This window comes from Salinibacterium sp. AL4.1 (genome assembly GCF_059767305.1).
Genome location: NZ_JBSOQK010000001.1, coordinates 1,582,479 through 1,601,065 on the forward strand (window position 1 = coordinate 1,582,479; position 18,587 = coordinate 1,601,065).

18 protein-coding genes are annotated in these 18,587 nt (G+C 64.4%); 10 read left to right on the plus strand and 8 right to left on the minus strand.

The window, feature by feature from the left end:
* The first annotated feature begins 50 nt into the window (after nt 1-50).
* The 7 genes from ACWTV3_RS07670 (at nt 51) to ACWTV3_RS07700 (ending at nt 7,026) form a co-directional block, all read left to right on the plus strand.
* Nucleotides 51-1,367 (plus strand): ABC transporter substrate-binding protein, encoded by a 1,317-nt coding sequence (locus ACWTV3_RS07670; RefSeq protein ID WP_498477596.1) that lies wholly within the window; start codon nt 51-53, stop codon nt 1,365-1,367.
* Nucleotides 1,364-2,233 (plus strand): ABC transporter permease, encoded by an 870-nt coding sequence (locus ACWTV3_RS07675; protein ID WP_498477597.1) that lies wholly within the window; start codon nt 1,364-1,366, stop codon nt 2,231-2,233. Before ACWTV3_RS07670 ends, ACWTV3_RS07675 begins: the two co-directional genes overlap by 4 nt.
* The gene (locus tag ACWTV3_RS07680) at nt 2,230-3,117 is read left to right on the plus strand and encodes an ABC transporter permease (RefSeq protein ID WP_498477953.1); all 888 of its coding nucleotides are present in this window, start codon (nt 2,230-2,232) and stop codon (nt 3,115-3,117) included. Before ACWTV3_RS07675 ends, ACWTV3_RS07680 begins: the two co-directional genes overlap by 4 nt.
* Nucleotides 3,114-4,268 carry an ABC transporter ATP-binding protein gene (locus ACWTV3_RS07685; protein ID WP_498477598.1) on the plus strand — a complete coding sequence of 385 codons (1,155 nt, stop codon included), beginning with the start codon at nt 3,114-3,116 and terminating at the stop codon, nt 4,266-4,268. Before ACWTV3_RS07680 ends, ACWTV3_RS07685 begins: the two co-directional genes overlap by 4 nt.
* A gap of 71 nt (nt 4,269-4,339) precedes the next feature.
* Nucleotides 4,340-5,113, plus strand: coding sequence for a lysophospholipid acyltransferase family protein (locus ACWTV3_RS07690; protein ID WP_498477599.1), 774 nt, complete (start codon nt 4,340-4,342; stop codon nt 5,111-5,113).
* Nucleotides 5,114-5,185: 72 nt separating this feature from the next.
* Nucleotides 5,186-6,214 carry an L-glyceraldehyde 3-phosphate reductase gene (mgrA, locus tag ACWTV3_RS07695; protein WP_498477600.1) on the plus strand — a complete coding sequence of 343 codons (1,029 nt, stop codon included), beginning with the start codon at nt 5,186-5,188 and terminating at the stop codon, nt 6,212-6,214.
* A gap of 44 nt (nt 6,215-6,258) precedes the next feature.
* Complete coding sequence (locus ACWTV3_RS07700) at nt 6,259-7,026, plus strand: DNA alkylation repair protein (RefSeq protein WP_498477601.1); 768 nt, start codon at nt 6,259-6,261, stop codon at nt 7,024-7,026.
* A 242-nt stretch (nt 7,027-7,268) separates the two neighbouring features.
* Here the strand turns inward: ACWTV3_RS07700 and ACWTV3_RS07705 are convergent, their stop codons facing one another.
* Nucleotides 7,269-7,910 (minus strand): nucleotidyltransferase domain-containing protein, encoded by a 642-nt coding sequence (locus ACWTV3_RS07705; RefSeq protein ID WP_498477602.1) that lies wholly within the window; start codon nt 7,908-7,910, stop codon nt 7,269-7,271.
* A gap of 160 nt (nt 7,911-8,070) precedes the next feature.
* Complete coding sequence (locus tag ACWTV3_RS07710) at nt 8,071-8,808, minus strand: IclR family transcriptional regulator (protein ID WP_498477603.1); 738 nt, start codon at nt 8,806-8,808, stop codon at nt 8,071-8,073.
* Between the two features lie 89 nt (nt 8,809-8,897).
* On the opposite strand from ACWTV3_RS07710, the gene ACWTV3_RS07715 reads away from it, so the two are divergent.
* Nucleotides 8,898-9,806, plus strand: a complete 909-nt coding sequence (locus ACWTV3_RS07715) for a sugar kinase (RefSeq protein ID WP_498477604.1) — start codon at nt 8,898-8,900, stop codon at nt 9,804-9,806.
* A gap of 60 nt (nt 9,807-9,866) precedes the next feature.
* Nucleotides 9,867-10,484: a bifunctional 4-hydroxy-2-oxoglutarate aldolase/2-dehydro-3-deoxy-phosphogluconate aldolase gene (locus tag ACWTV3_RS07720; RefSeq protein WP_341618809.1), complete on the plus strand. Its 618-nt coding sequence runs from the start codon at nt 9,867-9,869 to the stop codon at nt 10,482-10,484.
* Between the two features lie 51 nt (nt 10,485-10,535).
* On the opposite strand, the gene ACWTV3_RS07725 is transcribed toward ACWTV3_RS07720, so the two are convergent.
* From ACWTV3_RS07725 to ACWTV3_RS07745, 5 genes are all read right to left on the minus strand, one after another.
* Nucleotides 10,536-11,300 (minus strand): SGNH/GDSL hydrolase family protein, encoded by a 765-nt coding sequence (locus tag ACWTV3_RS07725; RefSeq protein ID WP_498477605.1) that lies wholly within the window; start codon nt 11,298-11,300, stop codon nt 10,536-10,538.
* 59 nt (nt 11,301-11,359) lie between these two features.
* Nucleotides 11,360-12,004 carry a peroxiredoxin-like family protein gene (locus ACWTV3_RS07730; RefSeq protein WP_498477606.1) on the minus strand — a complete coding sequence of 215 codons (645 nt, stop codon included), beginning with the start codon at nt 12,002-12,004 and terminating at the stop codon, nt 11,360-11,362.
* 83 nt (nt 12,005-12,087) lie between these two features.
* Nucleotides 12,088-12,531: an FAD synthase family protein gene (locus ACWTV3_RS07735; RefSeq protein ID WP_498477607.1), complete on the minus strand. Its 444-nt coding sequence runs from the start codon at nt 12,529-12,531 to the stop codon at nt 12,088-12,090.
* 4 nt (nt 12,532-12,535) lie between these two features.
* Nucleotides 12,536-13,807, minus strand: a complete 1,272-nt coding sequence (locus ACWTV3_RS07740) for an O-antigen ligase family protein (RefSeq protein ID WP_498477608.1) — start codon at nt 13,805-13,807, stop codon at nt 12,536-12,538.
* Nucleotides 13,807-15,351 (minus strand): Wzz/FepE/Etk N-terminal domain-containing protein, encoded by a 1,545-nt coding sequence (locus ACWTV3_RS07745; RefSeq protein ID WP_498477609.1) that lies wholly within the window; start codon nt 15,349-15,351, stop codon nt 13,807-13,809. The genes ACWTV3_RS07740 and ACWTV3_RS07745 overlap by 1 nt, the downstream gene beginning before the upstream one ends.
* Before the next feature lie 169 nt (nt 15,352-15,520).
* Here ACWTV3_RS07745 and ACWTV3_RS07750 point away from each other — a divergent pair, with 169 nt between their 5' ends.
* Entirely contained in the window at nt 15,521-17,317 is a 1,797-nt protein-coding gene (locus tag ACWTV3_RS07750; protein ID WP_498477610.1) for a right-handed parallel beta-helix repeat-containing protein, read from the plus strand.
* A gap of 56 nt (nt 17,318-17,373) precedes the next feature.
* Here the strand turns inward: ACWTV3_RS07750 and ACWTV3_RS07755 are convergent, their stop codons facing one another.
* Entirely contained in the window at nt 17,374-18,579 is a 1,206-nt protein-coding gene (locus tag ACWTV3_RS07755; protein ID WP_498477611.1) for an MATE family efflux transporter, read from the minus strand.
* Nucleotides 18,580-18,587 lie beyond the last annotated feature (8 nt).

Below are 18,587 nucleotides of genomic sequence, written 5' to 3' on the forward strand. Positions count from 1 at the left end.
ACCGGGGGTGCTGCCCCTTTTTGATCGCCGAGACCGCAAGGAGCATGTGCGTGCCGCTTCGTAATCCGTTCCGCCGCCCGACCGCCACGAGCGTGCCCGCTAGCGACGCTGGCGCGTCCACCACGAAGGCCCCCCACCGCATCCTTCCCGTTCTCGCGACCGCCGCCGGCACTGCACTCGCTCTCACCGCGTGCTCGGCACCCACGAACGCCCCGAGCGGCCCCGAGTTTGCTGACTGGTCTGACGTGCAGGTCGCGGCCGATGGCCAAACGGTGAAGTTGTGGATGTGGGGCGGCGACGATCAGGGCAATGCCTACGTTGACGACGTACTAGCTCCGGCCGCGGCGGCGCAGGGCGTCTCACTCGAACGGGTGCCGATCGCGGACACGAAAGATGCCCTCAACCGCGTCTTCACGGAGCTGCAGGCTGGCCGCAACACGGATGGCGCTGTCGACCTCGTGTGGATCAATGGCGACAACTTTCGCACCGGCAAGCAAGCGGATGCCTGGTTGTGCGATTGGACCGGTCTGCTGCCCAACATGACCGCGGTCTCCGCCACCGACCCGCTACTCACGGAAGACTTCGGAACATCAGTAGACGGCTGCGAAGCGCCCTGGCACAAGGCGCAGTTCTCCTTCGTCTACAACTCGGCAAACGTCGAAAACCCGCCGACCACGATCGAGGGCATTCTCGATTGGGCCGAAGTCAACCCCGGCCGCTTCACCTACCCGGCGGCTCCCGACTTCACCGGCTCGGCCTTCTTGCGGTCTGTGCTCTATAGCGAGTCTGGTGGCTACGAGAACGTGCCATCCACGTTCAGCGATGAGGCGTTCGACGAACTGTCGCCTGCACTGTTCGACCGCCTCGAAGCCCTCGCCCCGTCACTGTGGCGTGAAGGCAGCACGTACCCCGCAACATCTGAACAACTCACCAAGCTCTTTGCCGATGGCGAGATCGACATGATGATGACCTACGGCCCCGCGACCCTCACGGCGCTCGTCGAAAACGGCACGCTGCCGGACACGACACGAGTGCTGACCGTGGAGGACGGCACGCTCGGCAACGCCAGCTTCTTCGGCATCCCCAGCAATTCGGGCAACATCGCGGGTGCCATGGTTGTCGCCAACGAAGCGCTCTCGGTTGAGCAGCAGGTCACGAAGGCTGACCCTGCGGTGTGGGGCCAGTTCACGGTTCTTGATCTGGATGCTCTCTCGGCCGCTGATCGCGAACTCTTCGATGCTCTGCCTCAATCGCCCGTCGTGCCGAGCTTCGACGTGCTGTCGCGCAACGCCAACCCGGAGCTTTCCGCCGAGTGGGTTCCCGCCCTGGATGAGGCTTGGCGCACCCGGATCGCTGCGGGTCAATGACAGCAGCGCCGACGCAACTAGTGCGACCGCAGCGACGTCAGCTGCGCGCGGCACTGCTCGTTCTCCCCGCGGTCATCCCGGTCGCCTTCGTGGTGATCGGTGGAGTGGGCACGACTCTGCTGCAGAGCCTCGGCCTCATGCCGCTGGTCGGCGCGGCCGAGCTCAGCACCGCGGCCTTCGACGACACCGACGAGCTGCTCACCTCAGCTTTACTCTCCCTCTCTATTGCCGTGGTCTCCACCGCCATCGCCGCGGTCATCGGCTTCTTCACGGCGGTGCTGATCATTTCGGGCAACTGGGGCGGCCGCATCGTGGGTGCGCTGGGCGCTGCAGCGGTGACGGTTCCGCACCTCGTCGGCGCCGCGACCGTTGGCCTACTGCTCTCCGACTCCGGCGTGCTCGCCCGACTGTTCGGGGTCGCGCCCGAAGCCTGGCCCGCCCTCGTCGCCGGCCCCACCTGGTTCGCCGTGATCGCCGAATACGCGTGGAAAGAGTCGGCCTTCATCGCGCTCATCATCGTCGGCACCCTCGCCACTCGCATCACGTCGTACGACGAAACCGCCGCCGTTCTCGGCGCGCACCGCTTCGCGCGATTGCGGCTCGTGCTCTTTCCGTTGGCGGCACCGTCACTACTGGTGGCATCCGCTATCGCCTTCGCGTACACGCTTGGCTCCTATGAAGTGGCGTGGATGCTCGGCAAGACTTACCCCGAACCGCTCTCGGTCATGGCGCTGCGCCTCTTCAACTCCGCGAGCCTCACCGCCCGGCCAGAGGCAGCAGCGATTGGCGTGATTACCGTCGTTCTCACGGCCGTAATTGTGGCCGTCGCGATGCTCGGGCTGCGACGAATGCGAGCGTGGCGATGACTCTCTCCACCAGTAACGTTGACGTCGATCACGCGCAGCGGATTCAGCAGGAACGCCGGATGCCGGGCGACGCGGGCCGCCCCCTCTCGCAGTCCCGCGGAGTGATGCGCACCGCGCGCATTACCTCGACCGCCCTCATGGCGTTGTGGTTCGCGCTGCCGTTCTTGCCGCTCGTGCTGTGGTCGTTCGCGAACTCGTGGTCGGCGCCCGACTTGCTGCCCGCGACGCTGGGAGTGGATGGTCTCACCGCCGCCCTCGCGAACGGTGCCGTGGCTGCCTTTGGTGACTCATTGCTGCTCTCGCTCATCGTCGCCGCCATCGCCACTCCCCTCGGAGCCATGGCGGCCCGCGCGCTCTCCCGCCGCGCCCTTCCGTTCGGTCGGCTCGTGAGTGTGCTGCTCTTCTCCCCCGTGCTGCTTCCCCCGTTCGCCGCCGTGCTGGGCATCAACGTGGTGCTGTTGCGCGCGTGGGTGCCGCCCGAGCTCGGGGTGATTCTGGTGCTCGTGGTCGTGGCGATCCCGTACACAACCTTCTCGATGCGGGTCGCGTATGCCGCCTACGACGACGGCTTCGATGAGGCCGCGCGCACGCTCGGTGCCACCTCCCGGTTCGCGCTGTGGCGCATCCATCTTCCGCTTATTGCGCCGGCGTTGGCCCGCTCAGCGTTCCTCGCGTTCTTGGTCGGCTGGAGCGATTACCTCGTCACTTTGGTGGTGGGTGGCGGGCAACTGGTCACTCTGCCGCTGATCATCGCTTCCAGTGCATCCGGAATCGGCAATGAATCGAGTGTGGCTGTGTTGTCGCTCTCCGCGGTGATCCCGCCGCTTATCCTTCTCGCGTTCGTTTCGCGTGCACGCAACCTCAATCCAGGGAAGCAGTCATGACCCCCACACCGACAGCCGCAGCGCCAATAGCCGCCGAAACCGCCCCCTCGGCGATCACGCTCACCGGCGTCACGAAGACCTACTCGGCAGCATCGCCGGCCGCGCTGCAGGGCGTGAATCTCGACATTCTGCCCGGCACGAGCACCGCCATCGTCGGGCCGAGTGGATCAGGTAAGAGCACGATCTTGCGCATCATTGCGGGCCTCGAGGATGCCAATGGCGGTCGAGTGCGCTTGGCCGGTCGCGATGTCACAGCACTGCTTCCCGAAGAGCGCGGCATTGCGATGGTCTTTCAGAACCCACTGTTGTTCCCGCATTTGACGGTGCTCGACAACGTTGCGTTTGCCGATCGCGCCGCGGGACTTAGCCGGTCGCAGTCCCGGGAGCGGGCGCGAGAGTACCTTGAGCTCGTACACATGGCGGAGTTCGGCGGGCGCTCCCCGCACTCACTGTCGGGTGGCCAACAGCAACGGGTTGCCGTCGCCCGGGCGCTCGCCGCGAAACCCTCGGTGCTGTTGCTCGACGAACCGTTCAGCGCTCTCGATCCGGGGCTCAAAGACGACATGCACGCGATGATCGCCGAGATTCGCCAAGCCGTGAACCCGACCATCCTGTTTGTCACGCATGACCGCGATGAGGCCAGCGCCATGGCCGAGCGCATCGTCGTGCTCGAGAACGGTCAGCTGTTGCAGCACGACTCTGTCGATCACGTCTTTCATCGTCCAGCCTCCCTTGCGGTCGCCCGGTTGCTCGGCGGTAAGAACGCGTTCGCGGGCACGATCGAGAATGGCGTGCACCGTTCCGCTCTCGGCGACGTCGCTCTCGATGGCGACGTCGCATCCGGGCCAGCCACGCTCGTCTTTCGCCACGAAGCCGTCACCTCCACCCTGCGTCAACCCACGAGCGGGGCGGATGCTGACGCTCTCGTCACCCGTCACGCCGACGCTGCCGCGTGCCAACGTTTCGGCCCGCGCGAACTGCACGGTGTCGTCACGTCCACCGTTCAGCGGGGTCCGCGCCGCGAGGTCATCGTGCAGGTCGCGAATGCCGACGTGCACACCGAGGCAGCCCCCGGGCATCCACTCTCGGTCGGCGATCTCGTCACCGTGAGCCTGCCCTGTGAAGCGCTCTGGGCTGTGCCTCAGCTTTAGCTCGGTCCACTCACGGCTGCCGTGATGACCATCAGCGGCAAACTCCCATCGAGTTCTCATAAAATGGAACCATGAAGTACCGAAACGAGCCGATCTACACGGCAGCGATCGGTGCGGGTCGTGCCATGTTCGGTGCTCTCCGCGTTCGTCGCACCGTCATCGGCGCAGAGAATCTGCCGAACTCGGGCGGCGCCGTCATCGCGATGACGCACTTCGGGTATTTGGAGTTTGCCCTTGTGGAGTGGGCGCTCTGGCTGCACAATCGTCGCCGCATCCGCTTCATGGCAAAGAAGAGCGTGTTCGATAAGCCCATCGTCGGCTCGTTTATGCGCAACATGAAGCACATCCCCGTCGACATGAAGGCGGGAGCCACGGCGTACGCTGCTGCGGTTAAGGCGCTGAAGTCGGGCGAACTGATCGGCGTCTTTCCCGAAGCCGGTGTTAGTGCATCCTTCACGATTCGCGATTTCAAGACGGGCGCCGTGCGGTTGGCAGCCGAAGCGGGCGTTCCTCTCATCCCCCTCGCGCTGTGGGGCGGCCAGCGGTTGCTGACCAAGAACCGCAAGATCACGCTGCGCGAACGCAGCAACATCCCGCTCACTCTTGTGGTTGGCGAGCCGATTACAGTTGCGCCGACGGATGACGCCACCGAGGCCACCTCGAAACTCAAGACCACCATGGAACGGCTGCTTGTCACCGCGCAAGAGTCGTATCCCGTTGACGGCACCGGTCAGTGGTGGCAACCGCGCCACCTCGGCGGCACGGCTCCCACCCCGGCAGAAGCGGTCGCGGCGGATGCTGCTCGTGACGCCCGCCGAGCAGAAGCCGCGCGCAACAAGAAATAACCCTGACTCGCGCGCCCGGCCTATGTTCGTGTTCTTGTTCGTGTTCGCAGCAAGTCATGGCAGCATGAGCACATGGTTTATGTCGCTGATGATGCCCGTTACGAGCCGATGCCCTACCGCCGTGTGGGGCGTAGTGGCCTGAAACTGCCCGCCGTCTCGCTGGGACTCTGGCAGAACTTTGGGGATGACAAGCCGCTCGCGAACCAGCGCGCCATCTTGCGCCGCGCTTTCGATCTCGGTGTCACCCACTTCGACCTCGCCAACAACTACGGCCCTCCCGCCGGTTCTGCGGAGTCGAACTTCGGCCAGATTCTGCGCGAAGACTTCCGCCCGTACCGCGACGAGATGATCATCTCGAGCAAGGCTGGCTACGACATGTGGCCCGGCCCCTACGGTGTGATGGGATCGCGCAAGTACTTGCTTGCGAGCCTCGACCAGTCGCTGAACCGACTCGGTCTCGATTACGTCGACATTTTTTACTCGCACCGCGCCGACCCCGACACTCCGCTGGAGGAGACGATGGGTGCCCTGCACACCGCCGTCACTTCGGGCCGTGCACTCTATGCGGGAATCTCGAGCTACTCCCCCGAACTCACCCGTGAAGCCGTGCGCATTATGAATGACCTCGGAACGCCCCTCGTCATCCACCAGCCCTCGTACTCGATGTTCAACCGGTGGATCGAAGCCGACCTTCTCGACACTGTCGACGAACTCGGCCTGGGCGTCATTGCCTTCTCGCCGCTCGCCCAAGGCCTGCTCACCGACCGTTACCTCGGTGAGGTTCCTGCCGACTCGCGGGCAGCCAAGGGTGGCTCGCTCAAGTCGGGAATGCTCAACGACGAAACGCTCGGCCGCGTGAAGGCTCTCAACGAGATCGCTTCGGGACGAGGCCAGTCGCTCGCGCAGCTCGCCATCTCGTGGGCGCTGCGCAACGACCGCGTCACCTCCGCCCTCATCGGCGCCTCGAGCGTGACGCAGCTCGAACAAAACCTTGCTGCGGTTCAGAACCTTACTTTCGAGGATGCTGAGCTGGCTGCAATCGACGAGCACGCCAAAGATGCCGGCATCAACCTGTGGGCGGCGTCGAGCGCGGTTTCCTAAGCCGCCACCGCACAACAGCTGCAGTCGCTGTGGGAGGGTAGAGCGTGAGCTCTCCCACGGCGCAGCAGCAGCATGACGAAGTACTCGGCGCGCTTACCGCGCTTGCTGCAGAAACGGGGATCTCGCCCGAACGCGGCGAACTCGTGCGGGCTGATCGTCGCTCCGAGTTCGAGTACTTCGGTCTCCGCACGCCCGACCGACGCCGCCGGGTCGCCGCCGGTTTTTCCTTCACGAGCCAGGATGCGGCATCCGTACTCGCTGCATGGAATGACATCTGGAACCTCGCCGACAACGGCGAAGTGATGTTCGCGGTCCTCGACTTCTATCGGCGTCGCATCGGGTCGCGCTCGTGGGCCCCCGCAGACAGCGTCGAATTCTGGGGCACCGCAATGGGCTGGATCGGGCGCATCGACAACTGGGCTCACGCCGACGACCTTGCCCGGCTGTATTCGTTCGCGCTAGCCGACCAACCGGAACTCGTGTACCCGACGCTCGAGGAGTGGAGCCGCTCCGACAACGAATGGCAACGCCGCATCGCAATGGTGAGCCTCATCCACTACAGCGGCAAGAACGCCGTCTTCATGCCGATCGACCCCTGCCTTCGCCTGCTCACCAACTGCGTGGACGACCGGCGCGAGACGGTGTCGAGCGCGCTCGGTTGGGTGCTGCGCGAACTGCTGGCCGTGCATCCGGATGCCGTACTTACATTTCTGAAGACGCACGCGTCGAGTATGCCGCGGCCTGCCATCCACCGCGCCACGGAACGCCTGCCTCAACCAGAGCGCGACCGCGTGCGCGCTTCGCTAACTTAGTTCGGGTTTGCCTCGGGGCTTGCCCCAGAGCTTTACCGCAGATCGCGTCGGACGCTGCGATGCCAGCGAGAACAGAATTCGCGGCCGAGGCCTGGGCATCAGCAGAGGGGCCGCAGTTTTTCAGAGCTAGAAGGAGGCTTTCCTCTGCTATCTGGAGGTAAGCACGTGCGGCGCCCGCGCGCTGAGCGACATCGGTAGCGTTCATCCGCTGTGTTCTGGTCATGCTTCAATTTCGCATGAGGCTACGACAAAGTATCGATCAGTTCTCGGAGTTCTGGGCCGTTGAATGTCACGGCGTCACCCCTCCACGATTCGATCATTGGATCGTCACTCGTAACCATTTTCCGCAGAAGCTCCCGCTTCGCCGTGAAAACATTGCAGTCGTTGCCGGTCCAGCCGAGAACGGCCTGAGAAATCTGATCAATAGCCGCCTGCCCGCCCTCATCGGTCACACAATCAGGGAGGACGATCACGAGGTCTATATCGCTGGCCGGAGTGGCGGTTCCTCGGGCGACCGAACCGAATAGCGCGATAGTCGTTGCAGACGACGCTTCGGCACCGAGTGCGGAGGAAGCAACGGCAACGATTCGCTCCTGCAGCAGCTGCACGGCAGACTCCGCCGTGTGAAGTAACGGCTCTAGCGCGGCCCACAGCAGATGGTCTCGGTTCGCACGGTACAGCATCGATCTACCCGCACTGTCGGCGAGAACGAGCCCTTGCTCTTCAAGCCGGAGGAGCGTCAGACGGACTCCCGACTGAGAGCCCCGGTGCGCGAGCTCCGCCACCTGGCGCCCCGTCAAAGGCCGAGTGGTGCGAGCAAGCACCGTGAGCACGTCGCCATCAAGCGACGGAAAAACGGTCGCGATCGGATTGCTGAGATCCATACCCTCCCCGATCGCTTCGCTTCCTAGTCACGTTAGGCTTTAATTATAATACTACTCATAACGTCAGTTTTCTACTCATAGCGTTGCGGGAATCAGCCCCACACCGTCGCGCCAGCCCGCCGCAGGCGAAGCTCCTCCCCATTAGCGACGCGACAGCGAGCTAGGCCCCGCCGAGCTCCGCCGAGATCTCGCGGGCGACGCTCTGCAACAGCGGCAGGTGCGCTTTGAGCGCATTCAGGTCGGCTGCCATCCGAATCGCGGTGATTGAGAGCGCGCCCACCACGCCGGCTGGTCCGTGGATTGGCACGGCGATGCAGTTCACGAAGTCTTCGAATTCGCCGTCGTCGACCGCCCAACCGCGCGCGGCAACCGTGGTGAGTTCCGCATCCAGCTGGGAGCGCGAGGTCAGAGTCTTGTCGGTGAACTTCTCCCACACGACGCCAGCGAGCACGGCATCCCGATCGGTGGTGGGCAGTTCGGCCAGAATCGTTTTGCCAACGCCGCTGCAGTAGGGTCGCGCCGGGCTGCCGATGCGCGAATACATACGCACCCCGCTGGTGTCTTCGACCTTGTCGACGTACACAATGCTGTGGTCAACGAGCGCGGCGAGGTGGATGGTGTTGCCGACCGTGCGATGAAGTTTCAGTAGGCGATCGTGGGCGATCTCGCGCAGATCCAGGCTGTCGGATGCTTGGTGAGCGAGCGCGATGAGGTGCAAGCCGAGCACGTACTCGCCATTCTTTCGCTTGCGCAAATAGCCAACCTCTTCGAGAGATTGCACTTCGCGGAACATCGTGGAGCGGTGCACTCCGAACTCTTCCGCGAGCTCACTGACACTCGCCGGGCGACGGGCGATTGAATCGACGATGCGTGCTGCACGACGAACGCTCTGCGACATCCGGGCTCCCTCTCGTTGCTGCACTGGCGGAGCTTTGCCCCGCTCGAGTGTGTTGCACTATATGCAACAGTGTTGCACAGGATGCGCACATGGTCGATAGTGGAACCGTGCAGACGACGACGCAGCCGGAGATCATCACGATCGGCGAGACCATGGTGCTCATTACGCCCACGGTCGCCGAGCCCATCGAGACCGCCGAACTGTTCCACCTCGAAACGGGTGGCGCCGAGTCGAACGTTGCCGTGCACCTCTCGGCTCTCGGCCATCACGCCGCGTGGGCAAGCCACCTCGGCACCGATGCTTTCGGTCGTCGCGTTGAACGCCAATTGCGCGAGCGCGGTGTTGATACGAGTCTCGTGAAATTCACTCCGGATGCCCCCACCGGCTTCTACTTCAAGGATCCCGGCAACGGTGTGACCTACTATCGCGCGGGCTCTGCGGCATCGGCCATGACACCGGATGATCTCGCCGAGGTTCCGTTCGAGCAAGCGGCCATCACCCACATCTCGGGGATCACGCCGTCGCTCTCGGCCACGTGTGCCGCGCTTATTGAGTCAGTGCTCGATCGCGCCCAGCAGAGCGACACCGTCGTAAGTTTCGACGTGAACTACCGCGCCGCTCTCTGGCCGATCGCCGAAGCCGGCCCCACATTGCTGGCCCTCGCCCGCCGCGCGAACATCGTGCTCGTCGGCCTCGATGAAGCCGAAGTGCTCTGGGGCACGACGACTCCCGAAGAAGTGCGCGCGCTGCTCGAAAACCCCGACTTTCTCGTGATCAAAGACGGCGATGTAGGCGCTACTGAGTTCAATTCGGAGGGCCACGTGTTCGTGCCCGCCCACAAGGTGGACGTCGTCGAAGCCGTCGGTGCCGGAGATGCCTTCGCAGCTGGTTACCTCAGCGGCTACCTCACCGGGCTTTCCCCCGAGCAGCGCTTGAGCCTGGGCCACGATCGCGCTGCCCTGGTCTTGAAGTCAACCACCGACCTTCCCACGCTCTAACTCATCCCTCCGCCAACTCCTCACTCCTCACCGTCGCTCGCTTCTGAAAGGCTCCCTCTCATGGCTCAGATCTCAAACGCATCGCTCGACCAGCTCTTTGACGGTCAGCCCCTCATGGCGATCCTTCGCGGCTTTGGCGTCGAGCGCAGTGTTGCTCTCGCGCGCACCGCGTGGGAACTCGGCATCGACTCGGTCGAAGTGCCGATCCAGAGCGACGAGGATGTCGAAGCATTGCGCGCCGTCGTCGCCGCAGGCAAGGACCTCGGCAAGTCCGTCGGCGCGGGAACCGTCGTCACCCTCGAGCACGTGCGTCAAGCAGCGGACGCCGGAGCAGCATTCACCGTGAGCCCCGGCTTTGACCTCGACGTCGTTCGCGCCTCGTTCGAAGCGGGCATGCCGCCGCTTCCCGGTGTTGCGAGCGCGACCGAAGTGCAGACAGCGCAGACGGCTGGCCTCACCTGGGTGAAAGCCTTCCCGGCATCCCTCTTGGGCACGAGTTGGTTCGGCGCAATGCGCGGACCGTTCCCCGCGATGCGTTTCGTCGCGACCGGCGGAATGGATGCGGGCAACGCCGGCGAATACCTCAACGCAGGCGCCAAAGTTGTGGCGGTCGGTTCGGCACTCGCCGACGAGACTCAGTTGCCGCGCCTCGCGGAACTGCTCGCCGCGCGCAACTAGCTCGCGACGCTGAGCCATGACTCAAGCGAGCGCGCCAAGCCGAAAGCGCTGCTAGCGCCCCTCGACTTCCACGGGTTGCAGGGTCGCACTCTTCGGTTCGCGGTTGTCGCCCGAGGAACGGCCCGTGAGACGGCGACCGATCCAGGGGAGCACGTATTCACGCCAGTAGGCCGCGGTGCGGGGGCGGGCGTCATCCGCTGGCCCCTCGTCTGCAGCGAAGTCGGGCACCGGAATCTCGAGCGCCGACAGCACGTTGCTCGCGACCCGGGCGTGCCCGCGCGCGTTGAGGTGCAGCTTGTCGACCGACCAGTACTGCAGTTTCGTGAGCTCCTGGTCGGCCCAGTTGTTCACGAAGGTCACGTTGTCCTTCGACGCCCGTGCCATGACTTCTCGCGCCAGATTGTCGCCGCGTGTAGCCATCACCGAACCGAAGGGCAGATGCTTGCTCGGGTTGCCGCCACTGAGCAGCAGAACGTGGATGCCGCTGGCCGTGGCCGTATCGACAGCGGCAAGCAGCTGGTCGGTGATCGATTCCAGCGAAACCTTGGGGCGCATGATGTCGTTTCCGCCACCATTGATGCTCATCAGCTGAGGCCGGAGGGCCACCGCCGCCTGCAACTGCTCCCCCGCGATAGGCGCGAGGAGCCGCCCGCGAATCGCGAGATTCGCGTAACCGACCGGGTCGGGCGAGGCGAGCGCGAGCCCCAGTGCCACTTGGTCGGCCCAACCGCGCACCCGACCATCCGGCAGTTCGTCTCCGACACCCTCGGTGAAGCTGTCTCCGATGGCGACGTAACTGGAGAACTGGTGAGTCATGCGGTTTCTACTTTCCGAACGGTGAAGCGGGGCCTCCCCAGACTACGACTAAGAACGGTTTAGATCGCCTTGATCGCCTCAACGACATCGGCGGGCTCGGCGCGCAGCTTGTAGTCGGCGTTCACGAAGGCGAAGCGGATGCTGCGGTCGGGGGCAATCACGTAGGTTGCGGGCAGCGGCAGCTGCCATCCGGTCGCGCCGTTGGACTTCACGAGGTCGTAGCCCGCCTTTTCGTAGAAAGCCTTAGTGCGGTCATCCACGGGGTGAAGAAGTCCGAAGCCGTTGATAGCGTCGAGGTTGCTATCGGAGAGCACCGGGAATTCGAGGTTGTGCTTCTCTTCGAGCGAGAGTGACTCGTCGGGGGTTTGCGGCGAGATGGCTACGAGAGTTGCTCCGACGGCACGGAACTCGGGCAGCATGTCCTGCAGCGCTTTGAGTTCGATGTTGCAGTACGGGCACCAGGAGCCGCGGTAGAACGCGAGAGCAACGGGGCCCTTCTCCAGCAGCTCGCTCAGTCGCACCGTGTTGCCTTCGGCATCCGCGAGAGCAAAGTCGGGGGCAGTGTCGCCGACCTTGAGTGCGTTGTTGACGATGCCAGCCTTTTCAACCTCGGTTACCGAGTTCGTGAGAGTGGCCGTGTCTTCGGCGGACTTCGTTGCTGCGCTGTTGTCGGCACGTTCTTTGAGCTGCTGAGTGAGATTCATGGCGCTCCAAATAATTGGGGATGGTCGTTGCAGGGGTGAACCGCCCGCGCCGCCACGCTATTCCGGCTGTCTGAACGGGAGCCTTAGGCGCGGGCTCGCGCCGACATCTCTTCGATCAGTTCGAGCGCATGCCGCAGCCCCGTGCTCGAGGTGTTGGCCGTGTACGGAAAGTACACAACCTCCACGCCAACGGCGGCGAACTCACGCTCTAACTTCAGCCCCTTTTCGGTGCCGCGCCAGTCATCGCCCTTGAAGAACGTCGTGAATTGCAAACGACGCCACATCTCCAACTTGTCGGGCACCGTTTCGGCGACCGCCTCATCCACGTAACAGATGCTGCGCACGATTTCTAAGCGTTCGTCGAGCGGCACAGTGGGCCGCAGCTTCTTGGTCAGCTCCAGCATTTCGTCGGAGACGACTCCGGCGATCAGGTAGTCGCACTGTTCTTTTGCGCGTTTGAGAATGTTCAGATGGCCAACGTGAAAAAGGTCGTAGGCTCCTGCGGCGTATCCAATTCTTTGAGACATGTGCTCACCGGGTTCGGGTCGGGGGAGGTGTGAGTTCTGTGATGGGGGTAGGCGCCGGTGCCACGGCGAGCGCGAACCGCACTGAGCGGTCGGGTTCGAAGGGGTAGCGGTGCCCTCGCTCAAGGACGAGCGACGTGAGGAAGAAGAGCGTGAAGATCACGCTCGACTCGATAAGCCCGTTCTCTAGCGCGCTGCGCACGAGAAGCAGGACGAGAAGGGGAAGGGTGAGGGTGCGCAGCTCGCGGTTCTTGAGACTGTCTCTCACGGTGAAGAGCACCCAGATGCCGACGGCGATCAGACCGAGGATGCCCGCCTGGGAGAGGATCGAGATCCAGCTGCTATCGAGCACTTGAACGTCCCACCAGCGCTGGTTTACTTCGATGGTCTTTGCCGCTAACCCGACGCCAATCCATTTGTGCCACGTGTCCATCGGGATGCTGAACACAGCCTGCCACGCAATCGTGCGCGAGCTGAGAGTGGCGAGCTCGCTCACGTCTTGACCACGAATCGCCACCTCAGAGACCACGTTGGTGAACGCCACGACGGCATACGACACCGGCGCGAGCAGGATGAGGGCGATGCCCGTGGAGTGCGGAACGGGCCAGGCCAACACGACAGCCAGCACCATCGCAATGACGACGACGATCAGGGTGGTGCGAGATCCGGTGGCGAGCAGAATCGCGGCGAACGTCACGAGCAACGCCGCTTTGGGCGGGGTGAGCCCGCGCTCCGCAATTGCAATCGCGATCGCGAGCAGCGGCGGTGCCGCTAGCCCGGCGAGCTCGTTTGGTTTCATGGCGGGGATGCCACTGGGCAGTCGGCCGTCGCTCAGAAACTCGGGCAGCCCGCTGGCCGCACCGATCACGGTCAGGATGCCCATGGCGATGAACAGAGACGTCAACACCTCGAGCGGCGCAGCACTACTCGCCAGCACATAAACCGTGGCGGCGAGCAACACAATGCGCACGGCCAGCACGAGGGAGGGCATCGGGCTGTCGGTCGCGAGCGCCCCCACGCACGAAAGCCCGACCACGATGAACAACAGGATGAGCGAACGCACTCCGACGCGAGCGTGCACTCGCGCACGCGAATGAATCATTAGAGCGCACAGAAAAGCGGTGAAGGCCACGAGCGCTTTGGCGATCACGACTACGTCAAAGCCGCCGTCGAAGAGAGCATCGGGGCGCCACGACACCACGCTCAGAACTACGAGGAGCCACGTTCCGATTAGGGAACGTGAGACGGTACTGCGCCCCCGCGGTTCTGTCGTGAACATCAGTCCACGACCACTCGTTCATTCTCGCTCGAGCGCGCGGCGGCGGGCTGCTGAGCGGGCGGCGCAGGCTTAGGCGGCGCTGGCTTAGGAGGGGCGGGCTTAGGAATGGCAGGCTTAGGCTGCGCGGACTTAGGCTGCGCGGACTTAGGCTGCGCGGACTTAGGGTGCGCGGGGTTATTCGCCTTGCGGCGCAGATGCACGAGCGCTTTCGCGGGAGCGCTGGCGAAATCCTCGGGCGTCCACGTAGCCATGAGTTCGATGTGGCGGGCATTGGGCACGTCGGTGAGCAGCACACCGAGCGGGCGAACGCCGGCGATACGCAACTGGCTCACCGTTTGCGCGAGTTCCGCTTCCGACGAGTGGTTGTAGCGAACGACCACGATTGCCACATCGGCGAAGGGCGCCAGGAGTGGGATGCTGAGCGGTCGACTCTCGGAGGTCGCTTGCGTGACCACGACATCCGCTCGCGAGATGAACCGGGTGAGCACTGAGCGCAGGGCCTTCTCCGCGGTGACTTCAGTCGTTTCAGCGACACCCGCGGTGACGCACAGGGCGTCGGAGCCCTCGAGAGGGCGGGCCACTTCGGCCAGTGTCGTCGTCTCGTTGAGCAACTCAGCGACCCCGGCTTCGCCCGCGTAGTGCGCGAGGGCGCTGTCATCGGCCGTGGAGGCTTCGGCTTCGACGAAGAGCGCTTGCCGCCCAGTGGCCGCGACCGCTCCCACAACGCCGAGAGATACCGAGGCGTGATGAGCCGCGGCTCCCGCAGGGGCGAGCACCAGAATGCGCGGCACCGTGCCGCCATTTGCCTGCGTGATGCGAGCAAGGGCTTCCGTGTAGGCGGCGGCCACCGTCGATTCCGAGCCAGCGGCTCCGCCGCGGGAGCGACGATGTCCGCGCGGAACGGCCGCGAGCACCGGCAGTCCGGTGACGCGGCGCACATCGGCGGGCTGGCGCATCCGGTGATCGAAGCGAGCCAGAAGCAGCGCAAGCACGGCTCCCGCCGCTAGTCCCGCCACCAAGCCAAGCCCGAGAATGACCGTCTTTTGCGGAGCGCTCGGAGCCAGCGGAGGCAGTGCCGGAATGAGAAGCTCGAGCGAGACCGAGAAGGTACCGAAGTTTTCGACGCGAGACACCAGACGCGAAAGGCTGTCAGCGACCGCGTTGGCGATGAGCGCAGCATCCTGAGCACTGCTTGCCTCGGCCGCGATAGTGATGTTGACCGTACTGTTGGGGTTCGTCGCCGAGACTTGGCTGCGCAACTGCTGCACCGTGAGGTCGAGCCCGAGATCAGAGATGACGGGCTCCAGAACCTCAGAACTGCGCACAAGGTCTGTATACGAATTGACCCGGGCGAGGGAAAACTGTGAACGCTCCGCGAGCGTGGCGTTCACGTCTTTCACCGAGAGGAAGAGAGTGGCGGTCGACGTGTAGGTCGGCGCGATGCTGAACGCAATGAGCGCAGCGGAACCCACACCGACCACGACAGCAATCAGGATTGCGAGCCATCGCTGCCGGAAAATTTCGAGATAGCTCAAACTTTCCACGCGTTGAACCCCAATCGGGATGGGTAACAATCAACACAACAGTGTGCTGAACAAGCGTTGCAGGTGTCCTTACACTAGTAGCTTCCGGGCGATTCTGGGAGAATAGATACCGGATCGACTCCGCAGCGCACCCCCGATTGTTGCGGTTTTCACGCCACAAGGAGCGCTAGTGAGCGTTGCGACAGGCACGACGAATCGGCGTTTTCGGCGCCGACAGGTCTTCGCTGCGGTCGCAATCGTGCTCGCTCTGGCCGTGGCGGCCACCGCCCTCGTCGTTTCCTCTCTCGGTGGCAGCGCCACCACCACGACGCGGCCCGATGTTCCCTTTGTCGAAGGCGTCGGAGCCCCCGATGGCGTTGCGACGAGCGCCGCGGATGCCGGGGCCGCCGAGCTCGGAACCACCGCTTACGAGATCCAGGCTGGCGCTCTCTTCGTGTCGCCCTCGGGCGACAACGACGCGGACGGCAGCCTCGAGTCACCGCTCCGCACGATCAAGGCAGCGCTGGCGCGAGTAGCCGCGGGCGGCATGATCGTGCTGCGGTCAGGCGAGTATCACGAGGCGTTCACGATCGCCGAGGGCACCCCGGTGACGGTGCAGTCGTATCCGGGTGAGGTCGTCTGGCTCGATGGCAGCGAGATTGTGGAGGGCTGGCAGTCTGACGGCGGGCAGGCCGATGGCGAGCAGGCTGGCGGCGAGCAGGCTGGCGGCGAGCAGGCCGATGGCGAACTGTGGTCGGTCGCGTGGGGCACCGTCTTCGACTCGAGCCCCACCTACGAACGGGGCGCCCCCGATAACACCGAGCAGTACTGGAACTTTGTGACCGCCGGGCATCCTCTCGCCGCGCATCCGGACCAACTGTGGCTGGATGACGCCCCCCTCACGCAGGTCGGCTCGCGAGACGAAGTGACGGCATCGAGCTTCTTCCACGACGAGAGCGCGGGCGTGCTGTACCTCGGCGAGAACCCCAGCGGCCACACCGTGAGGGCGAGCACGCTGCAGCGGGCCGTGAGCATCCGGGCAGAAGGGTCGACAATTCGCGGCATTGGCGTTCGTCGTTTTGCGCCCTCGGTTCCCGACTTTGGCGCGGTCACGGTGGAGAGCCCCGGCGTGACAATTGAGAACGTTGTGATCACCGAGTCGGCAACGACGGGGCTGTTCATCACGGCGGCGAACACGACGATCCGCCAGGTGACGATTACCGAGAGCGGCATGATTGGGGTGGCGGCCAACTATGCCGACAATCTGCTGGTCGACGGGCTGAAAGCATCCGGCAATAACACCGAGTGGTTCAACCGCGCGCCCGTGGCTGGCGGGTTCAAGCTCACGCGCTCGCGCACCGTGGAGATTCGAAATTCGGACTTCTCCGACAACAACGCCACCGCCCTCTGGTTCGATCAGTCGTGCCGTGACATGACCATCACCGGCAACACCTTCGTGGGCAATGTCGGTCACGGTCTCTTTCTCGAAATCTCGGCGCGCGCTCTCGTGGCCGACAACTACCTCGCCGACAACGGAATCTTCGGCATGAAGATCAACGACACGAGCAGCGTCGAGATTCGCGACAACGTGGTCGTGGGCAGCCGAAACGCCATCGCGGTGCTGCAAGACGACCGGCTCAAAAGCGACGAAAACGAGGCCGGCCACGACGAGCGGCATCTGGATGACCCCGAGATGACGTGGGTGGGCACCGACGTGAGCATCATCGGCAACACTCTCGTGGGCAGCAGCGAGGCACTCCTCTGGATTGAGGACTACTCCCGCACCCGCAGCGCGCGCGACTTCGGCATCACGGTCGACAACAACCTCTACGTTCGCGCGACCAAGACCGCCCCGCGCACCCTCATTGCGTGGCCGACCAACGCGATCGGGGTCACACCGTTCAGCTCGCTCGCCGACTTCGCGCGCGGCACTGGGCAAGAACAGACCGGGCTTGAGCACCTCGGCGGCAGCGTGATCGAGCGCTAGGTCGGTCGCTAGGTCGGTCGCTGGGCCGACCGCGCCGCAGCACTCAACCGCGAGCGCTAGCCGGCCCGCACCAGCGGCACCAGAATCATCCACCGAATACCGAGCCCGCCCAGAATGGATGCCGCGGCCAGCGCCGCCGGAACCCACTGCACGTCTCCCCCGGCCAGCAATACCGCGCTCACGAATCCGATAGCGAGCACGGTATCGGCCGCCCGGATCGTAAATACGGCCGCTTGCTTTCCGCCGACCGCCGCGAGCGCACCATACGGAGTCACGGCGGCAATAGACGCGGTGTAGGCGATCCACCCGATCACGGCGAGTAGGTCGGGCGCGGTGCCGAAGAGGAGGGCACCACCCCAGGGCAGCAGCGCGACGAGCAGGGCGCCGACGACCACGGTGAGACCGACCAAGGTGGTTACTGCGCGATCCGCCCGTCGCAGTTTCTCGGCCAGCGGTTTGCTGTTGTCGCGGGCGAAGGAAACGAAGAGGTACGAGCTGAGGCCGCTGACGGCGAGCGTGGCCGGCGCGACAAACACGCGGCCCGCCTCGAGCAGCCCGGTGGCGGCCAGACTCGCGAGCACGGTGACGAGCATGCGCACCACGGTGAGCAGTGCCGGGCGTAGAAACTGTTGCCCTGCTCGCCAGATGCCGTAACGAAAGACGGCACCAACTCCGCCGCGCACGAAGCCCACGACGAAGCGTTCTTCCCGAGGCAGCAGCGCTACGCCGAGCCCGATGGCGGCGAGCTGACCGGCGGCAACCGCACCGAGGAACGCGAAGAGACTGAGCGCACCGGCGAGCGCGCTGAACGCGATGGCGGCGAGCGCCACCGCAAACGACGCGAAGTCGATCAGCATGACGCGCCAGAAGCCCATGCCGGCCATGAGTAGGCGGCGCATGAGTTCTTCGAGCGCGAAGAGGGCGACGCCGGCTCCGAACATGACGGCGGTGGCAGCATCCAGAAGTCCGGATGCTCCCGCGAGCGCTGCAGACAGCACCCCAGCCACCACGGCGATCCCCAGCGCGAACTGCTGTAGCGCCGACCGCACTGCCTGAGTACGCCGTTCGAGCACGACGAGCGAGTCGCCGACCATCCCACTCGCAAGTCCGGCGACGAGCACCATCACGCCGTACGCGATGGCGAACGCGCCGAGCCCGTCAAAGCCGAGCGTTCGCGCAACAAGCACCTGAATCGTGAAGCTCGCGAGAGCCTGCATTCCCTGAGAACCGATTGCTCCCAGGGCCGACCGTTTGCCTGACACGCTCAGGT